Origin of the sequence: Psychrobacter celer (assembly GCF_016107555.1) — a bacterium.
Classification (GTDB): domain Bacteria; phylum Pseudomonadota; class Gammaproteobacteria; order Pseudomonadales; family Moraxellaceae; genus Psychrobacter; species Psychrobacter celer.
Window position 1 is genome coordinate 1 of the sequence record NZ_JABASU010000003.1, and the last position, 23,606, is coordinate 23,606.

The 23,606-nt window shown below is 48.0% G+C and carries 20 protein-coding genes; 7 read left to right on the top strand and 13 right to left on the bottom strand.

Annotated elements, in window-relative coordinates:
* Positions 1–87: 87 nt before the first annotated feature.
* The 3 genes from JFC05_RS02475 to JFC05_RS02485 all read right to left on the bottom strand — a co-directional run bounded on the left by JFC05_RS02475 (position 88) and on the right by JFC05_RS02485 (position 2,629).
* Positions 88–1,344 (bottom strand): CobW family GTP-binding protein, encoded by a 1,257-nt coding sequence (locus JFC05_RS02475; protein WP_198335744.1) that lies wholly within the window; start codon positions 1,342–1,344, stop codon positions 88–90.
* A 67-nt stretch (positions 1,345–1,411) separates the two neighbouring features.
* Positions 1,412–2,170, bottom strand: a complete 759-nt coding sequence (gene ompR / locus JFC05_RS02480; RefSeq protein ID WP_198335632.1) for an osmolarity response regulator transcription factor OmpR — start codon at positions 2,168–2,170, stop codon at positions 1,412–1,414.
* 246 nt (positions 2,171–2,416) lie between these two features.
* Positions 2,417–2,629 carry a hypothetical protein gene (locus JFC05_RS02485; protein WP_198335633.1) on the bottom strand — a complete coding sequence of 71 codons (213 nt, stop codon included), beginning with the start codon at positions 2,627–2,629 and terminating at the stop codon, positions 2,417–2,419.
* Positions 2,630–2,725: 96 nt separating this feature from the next.
* On the opposite strand from JFC05_RS02485, the gene JFC05_RS02490 reads away from it, so the two are divergent.
* A complete protein-coding gene (locus JFC05_RS02490) occupies positions 2,726–5,248 on the top strand; it encodes a Tex family protein (RefSeq protein WP_198335634.1) in 2,523 nt (840 codons plus the stop codon).
* 171 nt (positions 5,249–5,419) lie between these two features.
* Here JFC05_RS02490 and JFC05_RS02495 read toward each other — a convergent pair whose 3' ends face one another.
* From JFC05_RS02495 to JFC05_RS02505, 3 genes are all read right to left on the bottom strand, one after another.
* On the bottom strand, positions 5,420–5,932 hold the full coding sequence (locus tag JFC05_RS02495; protein ID WP_198335635.1) for a hypothetical protein: 513 nt from the start codon (positions 5,930–5,932) through the stop codon (positions 5,420–5,422).
* A 308-nt stretch (positions 5,933–6,240) separates the two neighbouring features.
* Positions 6,241–6,486: a hypothetical protein gene (locus tag JFC05_RS02500; protein WP_198335636.1), complete on the bottom strand. Its 246-nt coding sequence runs from the start codon at positions 6,484–6,486 to the stop codon at positions 6,241–6,243.
* Between the two features lie 275 nt (positions 6,487–6,761).
* On the bottom strand, positions 6,762–8,048 hold the full coding sequence (locus JFC05_RS02505; protein ID WP_198335637.1) for a saccharopine dehydrogenase family protein: 1,287 nt from the start codon (positions 8,046–8,048) through the stop codon (positions 6,762–6,764).
* A 669-nt stretch (positions 8,049–8,717) separates the two neighbouring features.
* Here JFC05_RS02505 and JFC05_RS02510 point away from each other — a divergent pair.
* Positions 8,718–8,873, top strand: a complete 156-nt coding sequence (locus tag JFC05_RS02510) for a DUF1328 domain-containing protein (protein ID WP_011512513.1) — start codon at positions 8,718–8,720, stop codon at positions 8,871–8,873.
* Positions 8,874–9,025: 152 nt separating this feature from the next.
* On the opposite strand, the gene JFC05_RS02515 is transcribed toward JFC05_RS02510, so the two are convergent.
* Together JFC05_RS02515 and JFC05_RS02520 are read right to left on the bottom strand one after the other, a co-directional pair.
* Complete coding sequence (locus tag JFC05_RS02515) at positions 9,026–9,319, bottom strand: 4a-hydroxytetrahydrobiopterin dehydratase (RefSeq protein WP_192995764.1); 294 nt, start codon at positions 9,317–9,319, stop codon at positions 9,026–9,028.
* A gap of 102 nt (positions 9,320–9,421) precedes the next feature.
* A complete protein-coding gene (locus JFC05_RS02520; protein WP_198335745.1) occupies positions 9,422–9,721 on the bottom strand; it encodes a GNAT family N-acetyltransferase in 300 nt (99 codons plus the stop codon).
* Between the two features lie 482 nt (positions 9,722–10,203).
* Between JFC05_RS02520 and ettA the strand changes: the two genes are divergently transcribed.
* Positions 10,204–11,865 carry an energy-dependent translational throttle protein EttA gene (ettA, locus tag JFC05_RS02525; RefSeq protein ID WP_198335638.1) on the top strand — a complete coding sequence of 554 codons (1,662 nt, stop codon included), beginning with the start codon at positions 10,204–10,206 and terminating at the stop codon, positions 11,863–11,865.
* A 118-nt stretch (positions 11,866–11,983) separates the two neighbouring features.
* Here ettA and plsB read toward each other — a convergent pair whose 3' ends face one another.
* Positions 11,984–14,683 carry a glycerol-3-phosphate 1-O-acyltransferase PlsB gene (plsB, locus tag JFC05_RS02530; RefSeq protein WP_198335639.1) on the bottom strand — a complete coding sequence of 900 codons (2,700 nt, stop codon included), beginning with the start codon at positions 14,681–14,683 and terminating at the stop codon, positions 11,984–11,986.
* A gap of 347 nt (positions 14,684–15,030) precedes the next feature.
* Between plsB and ybaK the strand changes: the two genes are divergently transcribed.
* On the top strand, positions 15,031–15,519 hold the full coding sequence (gene ybaK, locus JFC05_RS02535; RefSeq protein WP_198335640.1) for a Cys-tRNA(Pro) deacylase: 489 nt from the start codon (positions 15,031–15,033) through the stop codon (positions 15,517–15,519).
* 208 nt (positions 15,520–15,727) lie between these two features.
* On the opposite strand, the gene JFC05_RS02540 is transcribed toward ybaK, so the two are convergent.
* Positions 15,728–17,548, bottom strand: coding sequence for an acyl-CoA dehydrogenase C-terminal domain-containing protein (locus JFC05_RS02540; RefSeq protein WP_198335641.1), 1,821 nt, complete (start codon positions 17,546–17,548; stop codon positions 15,728–15,730).
* Between the two features lie 572 nt (positions 17,549–18,120).
* Between JFC05_RS02540 and JFC05_RS02545 the strand changes: the two genes are divergently transcribed.
* Positions 18,121–19,242, top strand: a complete 1,122-nt coding sequence (locus JFC05_RS02545; RefSeq protein WP_198335642.1) for an FUSC family protein — start codon at positions 18,121–18,123, stop codon at positions 19,240–19,242.
* Positions 19,243–19,260: 18 nt separating this feature from the next.
* Here the strand turns inward: JFC05_RS02545 and aroE are convergent, their stop codons facing one another.
* Positions 19,261–20,136: a shikimate dehydrogenase gene (gene aroE, locus JFC05_RS02550; RefSeq protein WP_198335643.1), complete on the bottom strand. Its 876-nt coding sequence runs from the start codon at positions 20,134–20,136 to the stop codon at positions 19,261–19,263.
* Positions 20,137–20,733: 597 nt separating this feature from the next.
* Here aroE and JFC05_RS02555 point away from each other — a divergent pair.
* Together JFC05_RS02555 and JFC05_RS02560 are read left to right on the top strand one after the other, a co-directional pair.
* Positions 20,734–21,405 carry a hypothetical protein gene (locus tag JFC05_RS02555; RefSeq protein ID WP_198335644.1) on the top strand — a complete coding sequence of 224 codons (672 nt, stop codon included), beginning with the start codon at positions 20,734–20,736 and terminating at the stop codon, positions 21,403–21,405.
* A gap of 8 nt (positions 21,406–21,413) precedes the next feature.
* A complete protein-coding gene (locus JFC05_RS02560; protein WP_198335645.1) occupies positions 21,414–22,454 on the top strand; it encodes an aminotransferase class IV in 1,041 nt (346 codons plus the stop codon).
* Positions 22,455–22,458: 4 nt separating this feature from the next.
* On the opposite strand, the gene JFC05_RS02565 is transcribed toward JFC05_RS02560, so the two are convergent.
* Positions 22,459–22,650, bottom strand: coding sequence for a DpnD/PcfM family protein (locus JFC05_RS02565; protein WP_192995776.1), 192 nt, complete (start codon positions 22,648–22,650; stop codon positions 22,459–22,461).
* Between the two features lie 90 nt (positions 22,651–22,740).
* Positions 22,741–23,505, bottom strand: coding sequence for a DpnI domain-containing protein (locus tag JFC05_RS02570; protein WP_198335646.1), 765 nt, complete (start codon positions 23,503–23,505; stop codon positions 22,741–22,743).
* Positions 23,506–23,606 lie beyond the last annotated feature (101 nt).

The following is a 23,606-nucleotide window of genomic DNA, read 5'->3' on the forward strand; positions in this document are numbered from 1 at the left end:
TACTAACCAGTTTCCCCATAACTTGCTCTCTATATTATAGATATAATCTATCTATAATAGTAATAAATAGGTAGGTTTGTATATGTTTTATTTAACTGTTTGCAACCCTAGTGCCACGACCATTGCCATAAGCTGACGATCATAGATTTGCCAGTCGATAGCGACAGGCGTATGGTCAGCGCCATCATTGCTGCCATTGTCAGTACCTTGCAAAATGACCTCCAAGCGGCTATCGCTCTGCGCACCGACTGTACGGGTAGTTAGGCTATCAGGCGTGAAGTTCAGCTGCAACCAACCATCCGAGGTGTATACCACGCCTTTGATGCGTTGCCAGTTTGGTAGCCTCAGCAGCCAACTTTGTAAGGTATCTGCGGGCAGCACATAATGCGCTGGCAGTCGCCAACCGGCCAAGAGCAGGTCTTGCTGTGTCTCGTGATAACGATAAGGCAGCTCGTTATCGGTATTATTCTGGGCGCTACTGCCAGCCAAGGTAGTAGCGCCCAACGCAGAGACGGCAGAAGTGTTACCCTGCAATGGCATGCGAAGTGCTGATTTGGCCAATGGCCCAAGCGCAACCTTGTGCTGACGGTTTAAGACCTGACTGGGCTTGGTCAACTGCTCGCGTAGCATGGCGATATAGGCTGACAGCGCGTCATTTTTGTCACTGCTGCCATTGCTGCTGTTATCGGGATTATCGCTATGATCGCTGTCATGACTAACAGCCGCAGCAGGCTCATGTGCCGCCCAAATGATAATAGCGTGCGGATTCAGTGTGGCTATCCATGCTTGTAACGCTTGTATTTCGTCGGCGCTTAGATGGTCGCAACGATTGATAATCAGTGCATCGGCCTCTTGCACATGCACCGCAAAGCCCTCATGCTCACGATATTTGGCTTGCTGCCATTGTTTGGCATTTAAGACGGTGAGTACCGCTTGCATCTGTAGGGCAGTTTGCCAATGTGGCTCGCTCAGCTGCTGGACGAGCTCGCGAGGGTGAGCCAGTCCGGTCGGCTCGATGAGCAAACGCTGCGGCTTGTGCTCACTGAGTAGGCGGCTGATGGCGATTTGTAAGGGTCGCTGACTGGTACAGCAAATACAGCCGCCGCTGACCTCTCGTACCGCGATCGTCTCTTGCGCCGCCTGCCACCAATCAGCACCTTTTAGCAGCGTACCATCAATACCGATACGACCAAACTCATTGATTAAGAGCGCCCAGCGCTGCTCGGTCGGTTTGGTAGTCAGTAAGTGATTGATGAGGGTCGTCTTGCCAGCACCCAAAAACCCTGTCACTAAGGTACAGGGTATGTTTTGAAAAATAATTGGGTTTTTCACAGGTATGCTCATCATATTGGCACGTGTTTGTGAGTAACCAAACACGGCCTATATTAAAAGGAATTAGATCAGTCAAAAGCTATTCACTCTTGGCGGTTTCGGCTTCTGCCTCATCTGGTACAAACACATAACCCACGCCCCATACCGTCTGGATATAGCGCGCTTGTGACGGATTGTCCTCAATCAAGCGGCGCAGGCGTGAGACCTGTACATCAATAGAGCGCTCCATCGCCCCCCATTCACGGCCCCGCGCCAAATTCATAAGCTTGTCACGAGTCAATGGCTCGCGCGGGTGTTGCACCAAAGCTTTTAGGACGGAAAACTCGCCTGTCGTCAAAGTCACGACATTGCCGTCGCGTTTGAGCGTACGCGTTGATAAATCAAGCGTCCATGGTCCAAACTCTACCACTTCTAGCTGATGGCTTGGTGCACCCGGCAGCTCACGGTTTTGACGACGCAGTACCGCTTTGATACGTGCCAGCAGCTCTTTTGGGTTAAAGGGTTTTGGTAAGTAGTCATCAGCGCCTGCTTCGAGGCCAGCGATACGATCAGCGTCGCCGCCTTTGGCGGTGAGCATGATGATAGGGATGTCGGCATTGTCTTCACGCAAGCGCTTACAGATACTAATGCCGTCCTCACCAGGAAGCATCAAATCAAGCACCACCAACGAAAACAACTCGCGCTGCATCAGCTTATCCATCTGACTGGCATCATGGGCGGTGCGCACGACAAAACCATCGTCTTCTAAAAAGCGCTGCAACAAAGAGCGCAGGCGGGCATCGTCATCGACGACCAAAATACGCTGAGTCAAAGTATCTGGGCTATTATTATCTGTCATACAGGCATCCTCTTATAAAAATTATTATGAACATTCATTATCGGTGTTACGCATAAATTGCGCTAAGCAACACCCTTATCATTATTTGCTCTGTGATTAAAAACTGTCTAAAAAATTATCTAAAAAACTATCTAACAACAAAGTTCCCTCTTAATATGCCTTATAGTCAATCCAATATAAAAACACCGTTTCTTTGAGTGACTTGATAGCTATATATCTGATTTATTTGGGTTCGACTATAGCTTTCTAAATATAGAAGCACACAAGGTTATGTAGCGGCGGTAAGCGATACAAAATAGTCAGACTTAAAGATTCACGCTGCAAGACACCACCAAACAGCGCCGCTGATACTTTAGTGTATAAGATTGCACCAGCAATTGCATCACCCATCAGGATAAATGCTGTATGCGTTTGTTTAACAACGCCGAAACAGAAAGGATAAAAGGCGATATCGGCCATAAAATATAGGCAAAAGCGCAAAAAGATAAAAAGGATTTTTATTCATGCAGCTTTTGCTATAATGCAAAACTACATTTCTCAACGATTGATACGTATATGAGTAGCACTGATACCTTAACGCCATCTCAAACCCAGACAAATACACAGGTTTTGGATGCAACCACACACGCGAATATTCACGACAAGCTTGCTCGCGCGCTTGGCATTAAGACTGCTCAAGTCAATGCGTTTGTTAAACTTTATGATGAAGGCGCGACAGTTCCGTTTATCGCCCGTTACCGTAAAGAAAAGACGCAAAATCTTGACGATGCACAGCTGCGAGCGCTAGAAAAATCGCTCAACTATGAGCGTGACATGGCCAGCCGCCGCCTCAAGATCACTGAACTGCTCAGCACGCAAGGCAACTTGACAGATGAGCTGCAGGCGCGCATTGACAATGCGACATCGAAACTTGAGCTAGAAGACATCTATCTGCCATACCGTCCGCGCCGCCGCTCTCCTGCGGCCAAAGCCCGCGCCGCCGGTTTGGATGTACCGGCACAAGCGCTGTTGACCCAAGAGATTACCCCAACTGATGCATTGGCAGATTATGAGGCGCCAGCCAGTATCTCTGATGACAAGGGTAATGAGATAGAGGTCGACTTTGGTGATCTAGACAAACAACTGGCGGGCGTACAAGCCATCATCGTTGATGAATGGACGCAAGCGCTGGATTTGCTTGATAACTTGCGTAATGGCTTTGCAAAGACAGCGAGCATCGTATCGACTGTCGCCAGTGACGAAAAACGCGAAGTGGGCGAAAAATTCAAAGACTACTTTGAGCACAGTGAGAGCCTAGCGCGCCTGCCCAATCATCGCCTGCTTGCGATGCTGCGTGGCCGCCAAGAAAACGTCTTGGGCCTAAAGATTGATGGCGAAGACGCTCCCTTTATCGAAAAAATCATCAGTCATTTTGATATCGATGCCAAAGCGCCTGCTGCCCGTCGTGAGTTTTTGCAGGCGGCGGCGACCAGTCTCTGGAAGGATAAATGGCGCCCGCATATCGAGCATCGTTTATTGACCGAAAAACGTCTGACCGCTGAGGCCGATGCAATTGAAGTGTTTGCCAGTAACTTACAGCATCTACTCATGGCTGCACCTGCTGGCCGCAAGGTGATTTTGGGTGTCGATCCAGGTATTCGTCACGGCGTGAAGATGGCAGTTGTCGATGCCCAAGGTCATGTCATGTTAGATAATAAAGACAAGCCTGTGGTGGCGACTGTCTATCCGTTTGCTCCTGATAATAAGATGGATGAAGCCAAAAAAATCATCGATGAGTTATTAAGCACTTATAGGGTTGATTTGGTGGCTATCGGTAATGGTACGGCCAGCCGCGAAACCGATGCGATGATCAAAGAGATTTTGGCCGCCAACGCTGAATTAAAAGCCAAAGCCGTGATCGTCAATGAATCAGGCGCGTCTGTTTATTCTGCCAGTGAGCTTGCCAGTGATGAGCTTGCTAATTTAGATGTCTCGGTACGCGGTGCGGTTTCTATCGCCCGTCGCTTGCAAGATCCGCTATCTGAACTGGTCAAAGTCGATCCAAAAGCCATTGGCGTGGGTCAATATCAGCACGATGTCAACCAAAACCAATTGGCCGACAGCCTTGATAAAGTCACGCAAGATAGTGTGAACGCGGTTGGTGTTGATGTGAATACCGCCAGTCCTGCTATTTTGGCGCATATCGCTGGTCTAAACAAAAACGTCGCTCAGCAAATCGTGACTTACCGCAAAGAGCACGGCGCTTTTGATAGCCGTGAAGCCCTCAAAAACGTGCCACGCCTCGGGGTCAAGACCTTTGAGCAAGCGGCAGGGTTTTTGCGTATCCACGGTGGCAGCAACCCGCTGGATGCGACAGGCGTTCATCCAGAGAGCTACGCGCTGGTTGATAGCTTGCTGGCGCAAACCGGTAAAGCATTGCCAGAGGTGCTGGGTAATGATGGTGTATTAAATAGCATTGATACCACAGCACTGGCGGCCAATGACGACAATGTCAGTGTAAAAGCCATCATTGAAGAGCTAGCAAAACCTGCGCGCGATCCACGCCCTGAGTTTAAGACCGCTAACTTCCGTGAAGACGTCAATAGCATTAAAGACTTAAGCGAAGGCATGCAGCTAGAAGGCGTGGTGACCAACGTCACCGCCTTTGGGTGTTTTGTGGATGTCGGTGTGCATCAAGACGGGCTGGTACATATCTCGCAGATGGCCAATGATTTTGTCGCTGATCCGATGAACCGTGTCAAACCAGGCGATATCGTCTCGGTACGTGTCATCTCCATTGATGAAAAACGTGGCCGTATTGGCTTTAGCATGAAGCCTGAAGCAGAAAAATCAGCGCGGCCAGCCGCCAAGCCTGCGACCCGCAATACTGGTGGTGATGAAAAAGCGAGCCGCCCGCGCAGCAATCGTCCAAACAACAAGCGCCCAGCGGATAAGCGTGCAACAAAACCGCGTGACCATCGTCAAGCTAATGACAGTGCCTCTAACCGCAGCAAGGCTCAAAAAGCCGACGCACCAGCTAAAATGGGGACTTTGGGCGCACTGCTACAAGAAGCCGGCGTGACCAAAAGCAAAAAATAATCAGTATTATAAAAAATAGAAAAAGGCAGCCATTGGGCTGCCTTTTTTGTATCATACGCTTGTATCAATTGTGCCTTACTAGGCAAAATACTATCTGTGTTTATGCTGTTTGTTAGCGACGCTATAATTGAGGCGCTGCTATTATCGAGACGCTATTATTGCGCCCAAATCTTAGCGTGCGATAGCGATACGGCGATTTTCTTTAAACTCGACATCCGCAGGCTGCGTTGCGAGTAGCTCACCACGCTTGTCTTTTTTCTTTTCTTGTAATGTGATTTCTGTGTTGGCAGCTTCTTCGTCGGTTGCGCCTTCACCTGCCAATAGTGGCTGATAGTTTGCATCACTGTGCTGCATGTTGAGTGCTGGTGCAGGCTGCTCGGTTTGCGCAGGTTGCATGCCAGCCGCTGCCATTGCATCATTTTCTTCCTCAGTAGCTTCGTTAGTCGCCACCTTCATGGCTGCTGCATCTGTGATAGCAACTGCCTCTTCACTTTCTACAGCGCCAGGTTGAGTGGCCAGTAACTCACCATCTGGGCCTTCGACTTCAGCTTGTAAGGTATTGTCTGCGGGTTCGGCCAGTTTATCCGCTGGGGTCACCTCTGCTGTGTTGACTGGGGCTGCCATCGCCATGGTTGGTAAGATAAGCGTCGCACCCATAAGTAGTGATAAAGCCGTGTTTTTCATAATAAAACTCCAAAATATAATAAGATGATTATGTACAAAACCACAAATCCGCGCATAAGATGGTGAACTTTTAGTCACTACCTTATGTGCTGATACGATCTTGTTATTATTCCCAAACGCAAAATACCAGCTCTAGGGCCGGTATTTCAGTAGTAAAGTCATTAAGGTTCTAACAGCTTGGTGTTTTCTTGTGACATTATGAAACGTTGGTAATACATTTGCGACAATATCTATCCCAGCTTGTCTTTGGTTGTCTTCGTTTTTTGGCGCTTTGAGCGCGTATTTAAAACAGGTTATATGCCAATCCTTTATTCATTTACCTCTTTTGTTATCTGAGGTATCTCGTCAGCATCAGGAACGCGAACCACAGGGAAGGTTTGGTTGATTTCTGTGTTATCAAGGACGTCAGCATCGGCCTCTGCGCCCACAATCACAGCGCGATTGGCACTATCTTCGATGGCGATTGCCGTGCCTTGAGTGGTATTGACGCGTTTGATTTGATCGTCTGGAGCGATAATGACTTCTTTGACGCTGTACTTGGCTGGACGTATCACACGCGTTGTTTCGACGACGACAGGCTCTACGCTGCGCGCTTCAGTGACCGCAATTTGTGCCTCTGGGGCAGGGGGTTCACTGACGAGTTGTATTTATTAACAGCCGCCCAGATTTGTCATCTAATGTTTCACTACATTTTCTAAAATTTTTGCCATAAAAAACCGCACCTTATAAATAAGACACGGTCAGAGACTATAGTCGATCTGCTATAAAATAAGTACAGTACGACTGGGATGAATGTGATGCAGTCCCTCATCTACCCATGATAATAATGTTAGGCATCGACTACTTCAAAACGAAGGCCGGCATGCTCCTCAAGGCGAGCGATAAGCTTATCGCCCATCGCGGCGGCTGGCGTCCAAAATCCACCGGCCACATCGTCTTTGCTGATATCTTGTGCCAAGCAAAGAGCGGCCTGTGCCAACATACGCGAAGTGCTGCCGTAACCTGGGTCTTTATCGCCGGTGACTTTGGTATTGATGGTCTGGTTGCCAGTGGTTTGACCAAACAGACGAATATCGAAGTAGCCGTTTTCTTGCTCTTCTTTAGAAGGGCCAGAGCCTGACTTGGGCAGCACATGCTTAGATAGTAGCTCACGGCTGGGTTTGATCATCATCGCTGTGGCAAATCCAAATAAGCCTGCGCTCATCGCATGGCTCGATAGTTGACCTTTGACGCCATCCTTCATCCACATCGCTTCATCATATTTAAACTGACGCCCGTACTCATAGCCGAGCAGTTGGTTGGTGCGATGGACGATACGGGTGTTGATACTGGCCATGACAAAGGGCGCAAGCCAGCGTTTGTGCTCGCTGTCGTATTTTGGTTTACTGATGTTGTCTTGGCGTACGTTTGGCGCGTCTTTATCATCGTTTAGCAAATAAGGGTTGGCCACTTGCTTGCGGCGCGATTTGTCTTCTCCGACTTCTTCAAATATCGTTGCCATTGAGGCAATAGTGCCGCCAGAAAGCCCACCTTTTGCCGCCTTGACACGCATATGAATGACATCGCATGTCTCACCAAATCTCTCTTCGGCTTGCTTTTGAGTAAAATAAACCCCCAAATCTGAAGGAATAGAATCAAACCCACAGGAGTTGACAATACGAGCGCCACTTTGCTTTGCCATCTCCTGATATTTATCCATCATGTCTTTGATAAAGATGGCTTCACCGGTCAGATCGACGTAATCGGTGCCATTTTCTGCACAAGACTTGATCAATGGTTCGCCGTACTTGAGGTAGGGGCCGACGGTTGAGATGATGACTTGGGTTTGTTTGGTCATCGCATCGAGGCTGGCGGCGTCGTTACTATTGGCAATGATGGTGTCGACTTTGCTGGCAAGTTTGGACTGCAAGTCGTTTAGCTTTGCTTCATCACGGCCGGCGATGGCCCATGTGACATTAGAGCCGTCTTTGTTTTTGGCATTTGACAAAAAATGGGTCAAATAATGAGCGGTGATTTGCCCGACAAAACTGGTCGCCCCATAGAGCACGACCGCATAAGGTCGTTTTTCAGTGTTGTTTGCAGCGGTGTGATTGGTCGTATCCGTATTGGTATCCATAACTCTCTTCCTTATATGAATGGTTGTTTTTAGCGGCTCGTTCATTATCGTAGCTACCATCATCATAGCAACTTTTGCTCAATGATTATCTGGTCAAGTGCAGTACTGGCAGTCATTTTATGGTTGGGTTGCGACAGTCAGTTCCCTATAGCCGATGCCCTCTAAAAAGAATATAGCGCTACTGGGATGCTATTTTTAAACGTAGGTTGCGCAGCCTCTGGGAGGGCAGCACACAAGTAAAATTTATACCAGTAGCGCGTTTAAGCTTATATAACAGTTTTATTTTCAATTGATTATATAAAAATGTGAGAGCAAGGCTGATGACTAGGGCGTGTCCTTCATACTGCGCCTAGCTGCTTTTTAGTGGGTCACTATGAGGGGTTATAACAGATTTAATGGACAAAAAAAGCGTGACTTATAAAACACCAACTGTCGCTACACACAATCTTCATAAATAAAAACAAGATTTGGCGAGTATTAAGATTTGCTACAAAGGTTACATAATCCACCGATATTATTACCAAAATGAACGTTGTCTGGCGACAAATGTTGCTAATCTATGGTCGTAAGTCGTTGTAATAGGTATAAAAAAACAACAATTAATGAGTATGAGAAGGGATAGCAGACAGATCTGCGATCTGGTTTTGATGAGCATTCAAGGAGAAGATTATGTTTCGCTGGGCTATTATTTTTGCCGTTATCGCATTGTTAGCAAGTTTCTTGGGCTTCGGCGGTGTCGCAGGCTTATCAGCAAACTTTGCGTATATTTTATTGGCATTGGCGGTGATTTTATTTATCGTCGCATTTGTAAGCCGCCGTATGTAGTCGGCAGTTAAGCAGCTAAGATGTTTAACTATTTTAAATATGCAGGTAAGTTTAAATATACAGGCAAGATACTTGAGTATATTTGGTAAAAAAAGTCCTCGATTTGAATCGAGGACTTTTTTTGGCTGCTGTGTTTGTCTACCAGATAGCGCTTATAAGCGTTTGGGCTGAATGATGTGCTCCATGCGTTTGGCCAAACGGATATCCAAGCTTGAGATGCCACCGGTATCGTGGTTGGTCAAGCGCACTTCTACCACATTGTAGATATTACGCCATTCAGGGTGATGCTCGAGCGCCTCCGCATGAAAAGCGGCTTGATTCATAAAGCTCATGGCTTCGATAAAGTCGCTAAAGTGATAGGTCTTGACGATACTATTGCCGTCACGTTGCCATCCTGCCAGATCTTCTAACTGTAGGTTGATTTGTTTGTCAGATAAACTACTCATATTAATAACCTTTATTGTTATGTGGTTTGGTTTATTAAAAAGAACGATGACGCAGCTGACTGGCGAACAGTCTGTTATATCAAGTATTTTATACCAAATTTTTTATACTAAGTCTTGATACTCAGGTCGTCTATTGATGTAGGAGGCGACAAATGAGCATTGCGGCACCACCTTTTTATCATGAGCGCGGGCATAGTCGAGAGCATGCTTGACCAGTGCTGTACCAAGACCACGGCCGCCTAGCTCTTTTGGCACGATGGTATGGTCATACACCAGCTTGTCGTCGCGCTCCTGATAGCTGATATAGCCTGTATGACCGTCGATGGTGGTCTCAAAGCGGTTTGCGGACTCGTTGTGGGTGATGGTTGGGGCGTGGTCTGCAGTAAATTCCTGTGTACTCATCATATACTCCGTTGTTGGTTTTATCAGATAGCTTTAGGTTGAGGGTATTTAGACAGTGGCTCTTATACGAAAGCCCTAGATCAATGTTTCTTATAAAAAGGCTCTAGATCTATGATAGATGGCGGCATTGTTTATTTATTATCTGCCCAAATACGTTATGCCTTATTATGCGCTGCCTGCGAGTAGATTTATAGCACTTTCGAGTAATCGTGGATAGGGTAAATGTTACGATAGCCTACCCTTATCAAAATCGTCAAGGCTCGTTGAGGTCGGCAAAAAACTCGATAAGGTTGGCATATTTCACCAATTAATCCAATACTTTAGCAGAAAAGGCACGAAAGCCGTCTACTCGCTTGCAGGGTATGCGCCACAATGCGATAATGGCAGACAATTTACAACCCTGATTTTTGAGGCGCAGCCCACTGAGCATCCGTGCAAAGTGCGACTGTCACGCCTTGTCTATGCAGTCTATCGGAGTGTTAATGGCTCAATATATTTACACGATGAACAACGTGTCAAAACTTGTTCCGCCTAAGCGTGAGATTCTAAAAAACATCAACCTATCGTTTTTCCCTGGTGCCAAAATTGGTGTGCTAGGTATCAATGGTGCGGGTAAGTCTACCTTGCTACGTATCATGGCAGGTGTCGATACTGAGTTTAGTGGTGAGGCGCGCGCGCAAACAGGTACCAAAGTCGGTTACCTACCGCAGGAGCCACAGCTTGATGACAGCAAAGACGTCCGTGGTAACGTCGAAGACGGTATGCGTGAGGCGTTAGATGCGCTCGCGCGTTTGGATGCGATTTATGCCGAATACGCAGAGCCCGATGCCGACTTTGATAAGCTGGCCGAAGAGCAAGGCAAGATGGAAGACATCATCCAAGCGTGGGACGCTCATAACCTAAATACCCAGCTCGAAAAAGCCGCTGATGCGCTACGTCTGCCGCCATGGGATGCAGATGTCAGCAAATTATCTGGTGGTGAAAAACGCCGCGTGGCGCTATGCCGTCTGCTATTGTCACGCCCTGATATGCTACTACTTGACGAACCGACCAACCACTTGGACGCCGAATCTGTCGCGTGGCTTGAGCAGTTCTTGCAAAACTACAGTGGTACCATCGTCGCCATTACTCACGACCGTTATTTCTTAGACAACGTTGCGCAGTGGATTTTGGAGCTGGACCGTGGCCATGGCTATCCTTATGAGGGTAACTATACTGAGTGGCTCGAGCAAAAGAACAACCGTCTTGAGCAGCAGCAAAAGCAAGAAGAGTCTTTTGCCAAAGCACTGAAAAAAGAGCTTGAGTGGATTCGTAAAAATCAAAAAGGCCAACAAGCCAAGTCCAAATCTCGTGTGCAGCGTTTTGAGGAGCTAAACTCAACTGAGTTCCAAAAACGTAACGAAACCGCTGAGATTTATATTCCACCTGGTCCACGTCTGGGTAACAAGGTCATCGAAGTCAACAATATCTCCAAGTCTTTTGGTGATCGTTTGCTTTATGAAAACCTCAGCTTTAACGTGCCAGCAGGCGCCATCGTCGGTATCATCGGGCCAAACGGTGCGGGTAAAACCACGCTATTTAACATGATTACCGAGCGTGATACCCCAGATACTGGCTCAGTCGAGCTGGGCGAGAGTGTCAAGGTTGCCTATGTTGGTCAGGTACGTGACAACTTGGACGATAACAAAACCGTCTGGGAAGAAGTATCAGATGGCCTTGATATCATCAAGGTAGGCGACTATGAGACCCCAAGCCGTGCTTATATTGGCCGCTTTAACTTCAAAGGCTCAGACCAGCAAAAGCATGTCGGACAGCTATCAGGTGGTGAGCGTAACCGCTTGCAATTGGCTAAGACACTAAAGCAGGGCGCTAACGTCTTGCTGCTTGATGAACCGTCAAACGACTTGGATATCGAAACTTTGCGTGCGCTAGAGGATGCGATTCAAGTATTCCCTGGTACCGTCATGGTGGTCTCGCATGATCGCTGGTTCCTTGACCGTATCGCCACCCACATCTTGGCGTTCGAAGAAGAAGGCCCTGTATGGTTCGATGGTAACTACTCTGAGTTTGAAGCCTATCGCAAAAAGACCATGGGTGATGATGCTACTCCTAAGCGTATGAAGTATAAAAAGATTTCTACCTAAGAGCGGTGCTTATGGTACTCAATAAAATATAGTGCTCAATAAAAAAAGACCTCTAATCAGTTAGAGGTCTTTTTTTAAGCTGCTCAATATCTTGAGCAGCTTAATATAACGGTATCAATTAACGCTTACGACCAAATTTACGCTGCTTTTTATTGCTAATCTCAGTAATCGCGTGGGTAATCTCTTCTTCGTCTAAGCTTGCGACTTGCTGCAAGATTTGCATCATATCAGGCGTCAGAACGTACTTGGCATGGTGAGCGATGTCATTGATACGATGATCAAAGGTCAGCACCCCAGTTTCTTCATCTTTTTGTAAGTAGTCAAGGCGCGTCAAGGCACTGATAAAGCTGGTAAACAACGCCCGATCAAAGAAATCCGGAATGTCGTCGGCATATAGCACCGACAAGCGCTGACCGAGCAAGTGACACAAATCCACGACCTCCTTTTCAGTCAGATTGCCCGAGCCTTGCTGCGCGAGTAGGGCAAGGGTCATAAAGTAACGCTCGAGACTCTGCCCGACAGGCGTGGCCAGTACTTGTAGCTGCTGATAGCCTTTACTATTGGACTCAGGGACGCTCAAGATACCATCGCCAAGCTCGACGATAAGACCATGAGCGAGCAGGCTATCGACTTTTTTGTTGAGGGTATCGTTTAGGCTGTGCGCCGGATAGTACAAAAACAGCTCGCTTTGTAAAAATGGATACATCTGTGTGGCAATATTGTCCAAACGGCTGCGCTCGATGCGGCCATTACGAGCGACCAAGGCCGATAAGAACGACAGCAAAATAAAGACGTGCAATATATTGTTACGGAAGTAGCTGAGCAACGCTGCCTGCTTGCCAGCAATCTGAATGATGTCGCCTAAGATATGCGGCGTGCGCTCGATGAGCTTGAGCTTGATACCATAATCAATGATTTGCTGCGGGCTCATATCGGTGATAAAAGTATCATCGGCATAAGGCAGCTGCTGGGCGAGCCCCTGATACAAGGCGATTTGCTCGCGGCAAATGTTTTCATCAAGCGCCGCTTTTGGGGCTGATAGCAATACCAGTGACAATAACGATACTGGCGTGATGACAGCGGCTTTGTTGATATGCTGCATGATTTTGACGCCGATATTGTCCACCATGGCGCTGGTTTTTTCGTCAAGTGGGGTATCGGTGCGATCGGCAGGCAGGCTGTCTGCTGGTACATCAAACTTGGTCATAAAATCGCTTAGGTGCAACGGCGTACCAAAGCTCAAATGGACATTACCAAAGATACGCTCGATCTTGCGCCCGACTTTGAGTAAGCCGATAAGGGATTCGGACTCTTTTGGCTTGCCCTTTAGCTCGCCGACGTAGGTGCCGCCCTCCATAATGCGCTCATAACCGATATAGGTCGGAATAAACACCACAGGCTTGTTGGTATGGCGCAGCTGGCTATGAACCGTCATCGCCAGCATGCCCATCTTCGGCGGTAGCAGTCGCCCTGAGCGAGAGCGGCCCCCTTCGATAAAGTATTCAATCGGCGTGTTGCGGGTGATGAGAGTATGCATATACTCACGCAACACCGCGGTATAAAGCGCGTTACCACGGAAACTACGGCGAATATAAAACGCTACCGCGCCGCGTAGTAGCGGCCCTAATACTGGTACGTCTAAATTGTCACCAGCGGCGACATAAGGAATGCTCAGACCGCGCTTGTAGATGACATAAGACAATAGCAAATAATCGACATGGCTACGATGACACGGCACATAGACCAGCTCGTAGTCTGCCGCCAGCTCGCGTACGCGCTCGAAATGATGGACTTCGACGCCATCATATAGCTGTGTCCATAGCCACGTCAAAAACTTGTAAAAACCACGAATGATCGAGTGCGAGTAGTCGTTGACCATCTCATTGGCATAGCCTTTGGCGACACTGCGCGCTTCGCGTACGCTGGTACCCGTAGCCTTGGCCTCGGCTTCTATCGCGTGCTTGATGGCAGGCGAGTACACGAGCTTGTCTACAAGGTTGCGGCGGTCTGATAAATCAGGGCCCAGCATACTGGCGCGCTGCTTGTCCAGATAGGTGGTGAGCTGCTGCTGCAACATCCGCACCAGCTCGCGATTGCCATCCACGCCAGTGGTCAGGGTATAAGCGGGCATCTCATCGCTGACAGGTTGAGCATGGTCGTCTTCTACGGGCGTGGTATGTAATTGCTCGTGGATCAGCGCACGCAAGTCCTGCGGCGGATGAAACTGCACAAAGGTATCGCGCCCCATCACTCCGATATTAAATAATTGCTTGGTGATGCTTGGGTCTTCCCAGTTATCGGCGGTCAACAGCTTAAATAACGAGTCCTCTTTTTCTGGCGCGCGTCCCCACAAAATAGACACCGGTACCAACCGAACCTTCAGCTCCGGGTACTGCAACACCGCAGAGACCAAACGCGATAGACGCGGCGAGAGTTGGCTGTCTTTGGCACTTGGGTGCTTTAAAAAGATAATAGCGGCGTTTTCTTTGATGTTATGAGCGCTATCTTGGACGCCGACCAACGCAGGCGGCAGGTTGTGCTCTTGGGTCTGTAGGTCAATCAAAATACTATTGGAGCGCGAATAATCTTGCAGCACATAAAACCTGAGCGTCTGATCATCGCTGTCAAATTCAGGCAGCTCTCCTAGTAGTTTGGGTTTGACCGCGACGTCCAGCATTTGTCCCGATAGCTTGCGATAGAGCTGATTGATCGGGGCGTTTGCATAAGGCTTAGGCGTGACTGGTTGGCCGTCAGTTGCGGCGTTGTCCGTGGTGACGGGCGCTTTAAAAATCCGTTTTTTTAGGAACTTCGGTATCATAATCAGTATCAAAAATCATCAAATATAGTGCGCTTATGATGCCATAAAAGCCAGCAAAGCGATATATGCTGTCTGTATATACTACTAATATTCATATGCCAGTGGTCATCGCTTATCTGTCAGTCATCAGGCAGTAAGCGAGAACAGCGCTTAAAGACAGCACTTAAGGGCAGCAATGAAGCAATGAAAGACAGTATTTAAAAACAAGGCTAGGCGCGCGCAGCTGGCGGTACAATCGTTTGAAAGTTGACCCGTTTAGCGCAATAATGGACGCACTGACTGATGAAAACCGCTCTGTTCTGATATCTATTAGAATATATCTATTAAAAAAGGTAAGTGAACCCCCTATGACGCCTGCTATCAATCTTGCCAAAAAACACCGTCTGGATTATCAATTACACGAATACACCCATGATGCACAAGCGGCCTCTTTTGGTCTTGAGGCGGCAGAAAAACTGGGCGTAGATGCCGCTCAAGTCTTTAAGACCTTAGTGGTATCGAGCGATGCAGGCGCGCTTGCCGTGGCCATATTGCCCGTTGATAAGACCTTAAACTTCAAAAAAATGGCCAAAGCCTTGTCTGCTACCAAAGCCTTGGCTTGCAAAAAAGTACAAATGGCGGATAGCAAACTGGTTGAGCGCACGACCGGCTACGTACTAGGCGGCGTCAGCCCGCTTGGACAAAAAAAGCGCTTGCCGACGATGATAGATTGCTCGGCTCAAACGCAGTCTACCATCTACGTCAGCGGTGGCCGTCGCGGCTTAGAGATAGAGTTGCCGCCGCATCAATTGGCGACGACGCTAAATGCGCATTTTGCTGCGATCACCGATGACTAGCAGCATGGTATCGACATGGTATCGATAGGCTGATGGCTGTCGGTGTTTGCGACTATCGTTTTTATACTGCACTCACTCTATATAACTCGACCACATTTTTATCTTCTCACAGATGTTTTTTTCGCTTTTTGATATTCTATGACACATAAAAAAAGCGCCTAAATCATAGGCGCTTTTTTATCGTTATAAATGAGTGCGAGAGGCAGTCTTAGTCTAAGAAAGCAAAGCTGTCGATATCCATCGCTGTCATGCTCTCGCTTGGGGCAACCATACTTTCAGCATGACCTGAGGTGCGTGGCAGTAGCTTATCGAAATAGAACTCAGCGGTTTGGATCTTCGCTTGGTAGAACTCTGGCGCTTCTGTGCCGCCGTTTTTGAGCTTGTCATACGCGACCGCTGCCATACGCGCCCAGTGATAGCCCATCATCACATAGCCTGAGTACATCAAAAAGTCATCAGAGGCCGCAGAGATGATTTCGCGGTCTTTACGTGCCATCAGCATCAGACGAACGGTCAAGGTGTTCCATTCAGCACATAGCTTGGTCAATGCCCAAACGAACTTACGCATGTCTTTATCAAGGGCATACTCGCCGCACCATTTCATGATGCTTGAGGTATAGTCACGGATGATCTTGCCTTTAGATTGCAAGATGACCTTACGACCGAGCAAATCTAACGCCTGTACACCCGTGGTACCTTCGTACATGGTTGCGATACGGGCATCACGAGCAATCAGCTCCATACCCCATTCTTTGATATAGCCATGGCCGCCATAGACTTGCTGACCGTGTTTGGCCGCCTCGATACCCAGCTCAGTTAAGAAGCCTTTTAGGATGGGGGTATAAAAACCTAGCTTGTCATCCCATTTCTCAAACTCTGCTTCATCGCCATTGGCCACGCCTTGTGCCATTTTGTCCGCATAGCGCGCTGAGTGATAGATCATCGAACGACCACCTTCAGCAAAGGCTTTTTGCGTCAGTAGCATACGACGAACATCGGCATGATGAATGATGGCATCTGCCACTTTTTTAGGATCCTTGGTGCCTGATAAGGTGCGCATCGAGCGACGCTCTTTGGCATAAGGCAAGGCGTTTTGGAAAGACAGCTCGGTGTGTGCCAGACCTTGGATACCTGTACCGATACGAGCAGTATTCATAAAGGTAAACATCGCCTTTAGGCCTTTATTTGGCTCACCAATAAGATAACCAGTCGCACCATCAAAGTTCAATACACAGGTCGAAGACGAGCTGATACCCATTTTGTGCTCAATTGAACCACAGACGACTGCATTGCGTTCACCGGCCTCACCTTCAGCATTGGGCGTGAATTTTGGTACAATAAAGAGCGAGATACCGCGCGTGCCTTCTGGGGCATCGGGTAGGCGTGCTAAAGTAATGTGAATGATGTTATCTGTTAGGTCGTGCTCACCGCTTGAGATAAAGATTTTGGTGCCGCTGATTTTATACGTACCGTCTTCTTGCGGGATGGCTTTTGATTTTACTTGTCCCAAGTCGGTACCACACTGCGGCTCAGTCAGACACATGGTACCTGACCATGAGCCTTCGACCAGCTTTGGTAGATAGATGGCTTTTTGCTCATCAGAGCCGTACTGTAATAAGGTGTTGATACAGCCAGTAGATAGACCAGGATACATCGCCCATGGCCAGTTGGCCGTGCCGATCATCTCAGATTTAATGAGGTTAATGGACATCGGCAAGTTCATACCGCCGTACTGTTCAGGGTATGAGATGCCTTGCCAGCCGCCTTCTACAAATTGGTCATAAGCTTCTTTAAAGCCCTTTGGTGTGGTGACTTCGCCATTTTCAAAATGACAGCCTTCTTCGTCAGCAGGCTGGTAAAGTGGTGATAGGACGTTTTCGGCAAAATCCGCCATGCCTTGCAAGATCATATCAACGGTTTCGGGATCAGCGTTTTCGCCGTTGTCTAAGCTTTTGTAGTGCGTCTGATAATCAAACACATCGTTGATCAAAAATTTGATATCACGTAAGGGTGCTTTGTAAGTTAACATAATCGCTCTCTTTGGTTGGTTCGCTCTCATAGGATTGTGGCGCAGTCGTTGAGCCAGTGTTTATGTAAGCGATCTTTACTTATTTGGGATAGAGGTAGACACTGTATCTATTTGATAGCCAATGGTCTGTTGGTCGTCTGTCAGTGGTCATGGAGGGTGATAAGAGCAGCCAGTCGATGTCTTCCATGAAAGCCCTACAAACGTCCTTAGTAAAAGTCAGCTGCTATGGCGTTTGTACGAGTATAAATCTTCTATGCGTACAAATATACAATATATAACTAATATTCATGTTTTTAATAAAAGTTTATTACTTTTAGTTTTGTCGAAATGCGAATGATGGGGCTTTTTTTAGTCTGTTACTTTTATCACTTTCTTTTAGCAGTTTTATCTTAGCACTTTTATATCAACACCTTTATATCAGTGTTTTTATATCAGTGCTCTACTTTTGTGACCGTCGTTATCACAGCGGTCTAGGAGTAAGAGCAGCGTGACAATAATCAGCAGGCATTACCTAAAGAGCAAGGTAGGCCACCGAACAAATACACCTATATCTAGGAGACAGTAGGCCAATTATGTGCAAAAGACTACGCAACCAGTATGTCGTTTGGCGCACCGCTTTGTGGACTCGTATCAAGTCGCTCATCGATGGCGAGCTGGATCATCTGCTTAAGGTCAATCGCAGCAAAAGACCGTGGCACACGCCCATTATCGCCGCGCTTGCTATTAGTTTTCCGGTGTTTGTCGGGGCATATTTTGATGCGCTGCCTTCAGGTATTAAGGCGTCGCTGGGGGCGATGATTATCTTAAACCTACCGCTGGTGGGTAGTTTGCCGTATCGGTTGGTGACGGTCATGGCATGGGGGTTTGCGATGGCGATGAGCTTTGCTTTGGGGCTGATAGCTCAGCAGTTGCCATGGCTTAGGTTGCCGGTGTTTGTGCTGATGGCCTTTGGGGTCGTGCTGCTGGGGCGTTACTATCGTCAGCCGCCACCTGCAGGGTTGTTTGTGATGATGGCAGGCGCGATAGCACTGTTTATGCCGACACCACTGGCGCAGGTGCCAGCGGCGATGGGGCTAGTGGTTTTGGGCAGCGGGGCGTCGATGTTATTGGCGGCGCTGTATACGCTGTTTTTGTTGATGACGCGTACGGTCGCGCCTGCGCCTGTCTATCATTATGAAGCAGATACGATCGGTGATAGTGCGATTGTGGCGGGCTTTGTCAGCTTAACCTTAGCGCTCGCCATGTTTTTTGAGATGCCCTATCCTTACTGGGCGGCGATGAGCTGTTTTATCATCATTCAGGGCATGCAGCTACGCACGATGTGGATCAAGCAGCTACACCGACTACTCGGCACTATCGCTGGCATGGCGGTCGCCGGCTGGATGCTGTCGTGGGGGCTGTCGCAGTGGGGCGTGGCCGCCTCGATACTCGCGATGATGCTGTTGATCGAGTCATTGGTCGATCGGCATTATGGTCTGGCCGTGATCTTTATCACGCCGCTGACTATCTTTATCGCTGAGTACGGCAGTGCCTCGATGGTGGCACCGATAGCAGAGGAAGTCATGCGTGCGCGGATGCTTGATACGGCGCTCGGCTGTGTGGTCGGCCTAGGTGGCGGGCTGGCCATGCATTCGATGCGCCTACGTCGCCCATTAAGGCGTATAGAAAACTGGCTGCTGGCGCGTGTTGGTTAAGCGCTATTTATCACAGTATTATTTATCATTTAACGCCTTATCATGTAACGCCGCAGTCGCTATGGCGACATCTACCTTTTGCGTCGTCCAGCGCTCAAAGCTCAGGGCTGCTTGGCCGATGAGCATGCCGTAACCGTCCGATGTCTGTGCGCCGTGAGTGGCAAAGTGCTGCAAAAACGGCAGCGTGCGTCCGTACATCATGTCATAGGCATAATGAGCCGTTAGCGTATCTGCCAGTGGCAACGTCTCACCAGATAGCCCAATAGAGGTGGCATTGATAATAATGTCAAAGGCTTCTGTCAGCTCGCTTGTCGCGCAGGTCGAGATAGCATGTGCGTCAATCACGTCGCTTGCAGCGCTTAACTCACAAGCCAACTCCTCCGCCTTGCTCACTGTGCGATTGGCAATGCTCAAATCACCGATACCTGCCTGAATCAGTGGCAAAATCACCCCGCGAGCTGCGCCGCCAGCGCCGATCAGTGCCACGCGCGCGCCTGCAAGTGGCCAGCCCAAGCTCAGTATATGATTGACCAAACCTTGACCGTCTGTGTTATCGCCATAAATGGCCTCAGAGACGGAAGCACCGTTTTTTAACAATGCTGTATTTAACCATAAAGTATTGACCGCGCCTGCTACCTTGGCATGTTCAGACAAGCCGCCACGCGCCGCGCAGCATGCATAGGCGACTTGTTTAAACGGCACGGTGACATTGGCACCCACGCCGCCGCCATGAAAAAACGCTTCGAGTAGCGCAGTAAAGCTGGTGGCATCATCAGGACAGTATTGACGCTGATAGCTGATATCTATCCCCGTCTGAGCGGCAAACTGGGCATGAATCTCAGGAGATTTACTGTGGGCAATGGGATTGCCGATGACGATAAAGTGTTGGGTCATAGAGAGTCCGCGAATAAACAATGAGCAAAAGGTAATCGATAAATCTCTGCTAGAGACCAATCATCATAAGGGATAACGCGGGTGTTGACAAACCCTACGCTTGAGCAGATGGATATAAGTCATGGCTATGCGGAAGCGGGAGTACGCTATGCGTTTTTTTGACAACTTTTTGACAACGGTTTTGCTGAAAAAGGCTTTGCTGGGTTAGGTCTTTAACAAATCTGTACTTTCTGGGAGGGGGATGCGTAACGTAAAGGGTAGTCAAGTGTTATGCAGTTGGGTAAACTAACAAGCTTATGAGGCGCGTATGAGCTATATAGCCGATGCACTCTAAAAAGCGCATAGCGCTACTGGTATAAATTTTACTTGCGTGCTCCGTTCCTAGAGGCTGCGCAAAATTCATCCCAGTAGCGCGTTTAAATTTATACAACAGTTTTATGTTCAACACGCCCTATATAGAGTAGAGCATCACTATTTTATAAAGTACAAATGAATAAAGTATAAGCTGTTACCCAATCATTCATCGTTATCAGCGGCATCGCTGCCAGCTCGTTAATACTACGTTGAGACCCATCTAAAAGTGTGAGTAAATTGCCCATGTGGAATAATAACCTACAGACCCTTCTAGTCGGTACAATAATGGCGACGGCTCTGTCATTGAGCGGCTGTGATAGCAACAAAAACGATCCTGAAACCTCAGATGCGGCCAGCGATAGCAGTGCGCAGGCCGTCACTGAACCGCAAGTCCAAGACAATGCGGCCTCAGACTCAGACCTCGACGGCGCGGTGGCTGAGCAGGGCACGCCTGTCAAATACGATGTCTCGGCATGGAGTAATGAAAAGGTAGAGCCCCTAAAGGTCACCGAGCTGGACGGCATCAAAACCACATTTGGCAAGGTGCTCAGTACAGACGAAAACAGTCTCGACTATGCCAGCAATCCAGCATCCAAATATCGTTTTATGAAGACCGACGCGCCGTATCTAGATATTATCGACTCCGAAAAATATCTTGAGCTTGGCTGGTACTATGCCAACCCCACCGACTCAGATACAGAAAAAGAGCACAGTCAAAACCATGCCAAAAAAGCCTACAAGCTGGCACGGCAACTGATGGGCGACGATGGTGGTAAAGTCATCGCCGATATGCTGGCGGGTCAAGTCGTCAAAAACAAAGTCATCGGTGGTCAAAAAGTCGAGCTGGCCAAGTGTGAGTTTTATAGCTGTATGCTGATCATCAATAAATCAGCCGCCCAAACAAATGACGGCTAAGCGATTCAATGCTGCCATCTAATATAGCACTACCGCCTGCTAACGCCGCTTCCCTACCGAGCAATGCTTGGCACTGCCTACAATTGGCCGGCCAGCACCTAGAGGCGCTAGACTCAGATGCTGCAAAACAACCATCAGCGGCATCTGCAGTCGCCTTAGACAATCGCGGACTGGCATACGCTGATGGTTTTTTTACCACCATGGGCGTCGTCGATGGGCAGATACTGTGGCAGCAGCAGCATCGACAGCGACTGCTTAGCCATGCAAAAGCGCTGCAGCTGGATATAGACTGCCCGGCACTCATGAGCCGCCTGTCCGTCTATGGCAAGCAGCTGCAACAAGGCATGCTAAAGCTAATCGTCACGCGTAGTACGCAGGCGGTACGCGGCTATGGCTATGCGCCTGATGCAGCTGGTCGCACCTGTGATGTCTGGCTAAAAATGGCCGCTATGCCTGTCAAGACAGCAGAGCAAATCACGCTACCTGATGGACGCAGAATGCCTAGGCAGCCTAATTGCGCCGCCGTTTGTCTATCGGCGAAGATTGCTAGCCTACCGCCGCCATTGGCTGGACTCAAAAGCCTCAATCGCTTGGATAATGTCCTCGCAAGCGGTGAGCTGCAACGGTATAAGACGCAGTGGCTAAATGCTCAGCCGGTGCCAAACCCTCCACAGCCAGAGATCGCCGAGGGTCTGTTACGCGATATGAGCGGACACTGGGTGGAGGGCACGATGAGCAATGTGTTTTATCAACTAGCAGAGTCGCCGCTACCTGTGTCAACCAGCAGCGATAACGACCAGACTCAGGCCAATTATCTGACCACTGGCCAATGGTATACGCCGTCGATGGCGCAGTCGGGTGTCGCTGGGGTCATGCGACAAGTAATCATCGATGCGCTTGCGAATACAGAACGACCAGTAGTCATGCGTTCATTACATGATAAGGATTTGCCACGGTTAACGCGGTTATTCTTTTGTAATGCGCTGCGCGGGGTGATGCCGATGAGTTCACTTACTTTGCTATCGGGTGAAGTGGTTGAGTTGAATTAGTCGCTTACTTCACATCAAAAATATTAAATTTGGTATCAACTAAATCATCATAATTTAACTCAATATCTTCATGCCTATATTTCTCTTGCGCTTGTATAATCGCTGAAGAATCGTCTTCAGCTTTTATTTCTATAATAGCGCTCATCGTTTCAACTATTTCTATCTGATAAGTTTTTAAGCCTGTGTCACTTTTCATAATCATTATCTCTGTTGCTAGGGTTGCTGCTGCTGATCCTAGCAAAAAGACTTTAGAGAAGTGATCGTCTTTTAAACAACTATAGTAAGCTTAGCTTAATTTTCGATACTGACCACGGCCCACAAACTCAATAATGGCTTTATCTCGTAGCACTTGTAGCTGCTGGCGAATTTTATCTTTCACATGGTTGTTATCAGGGTATTTACGTTGTAATTTATCAGCAAATGCATAAACCTGTTGCAGGCTAAATTTATCACCCAATCTATCAATACACTGCCAAACATCTAGCGTCCAACCTCGTGACGTGATGGATTGCTTACGTAAAAATAACGTCTTTTGAAACTGCTGCATGACACTGTCGCGCGGTATCACTTGCTGGTCTTTGACCAAAAACACCTTTCCAGTTTCTGGTACTCGGCGCAGGTCAATATTGCAGCCGACCCAACCTGCACGTCTGGCAGAGGCTGCCAATGGTTTGCGTTTGATAATAATATCGGGCTTAAAAAACTGCTTGGGAATAATCAGAAAATTATTAACGCGATACTCTTGGGAGTAGGTCAAAAAGAAGAAGCTTGGATTGTCGTCGCTATTAATACGCGCAAGCATAGTCTCATAAGCGCCATCATTGATAATATTGCTTAATTTTGATTGTTTGCTTTTTAGCTCATATTGCTCGGCACAAGCTGCACAATAAAAATCAGCCACAGGTTTATTATTGCCAAACTCAGCTAATGGTTGAATGCCGCAGTTGGGACAGTAACCGTTGTCTTTTACCCATGCTTCACTAAGCACACGAATAATCTGTGGTTTGGAGTTGTAATTTTTGGCCAGACTTTGATTAAAATATAAGTTCATGATGCGTTTTTGTGCCCAGTAAGTAGATGTAAGCGCTGCAACAAAAGTAACAAGCTAAACAAATCCCATTGAAAATCACACGGTTCAGTGCTAAATTCTAG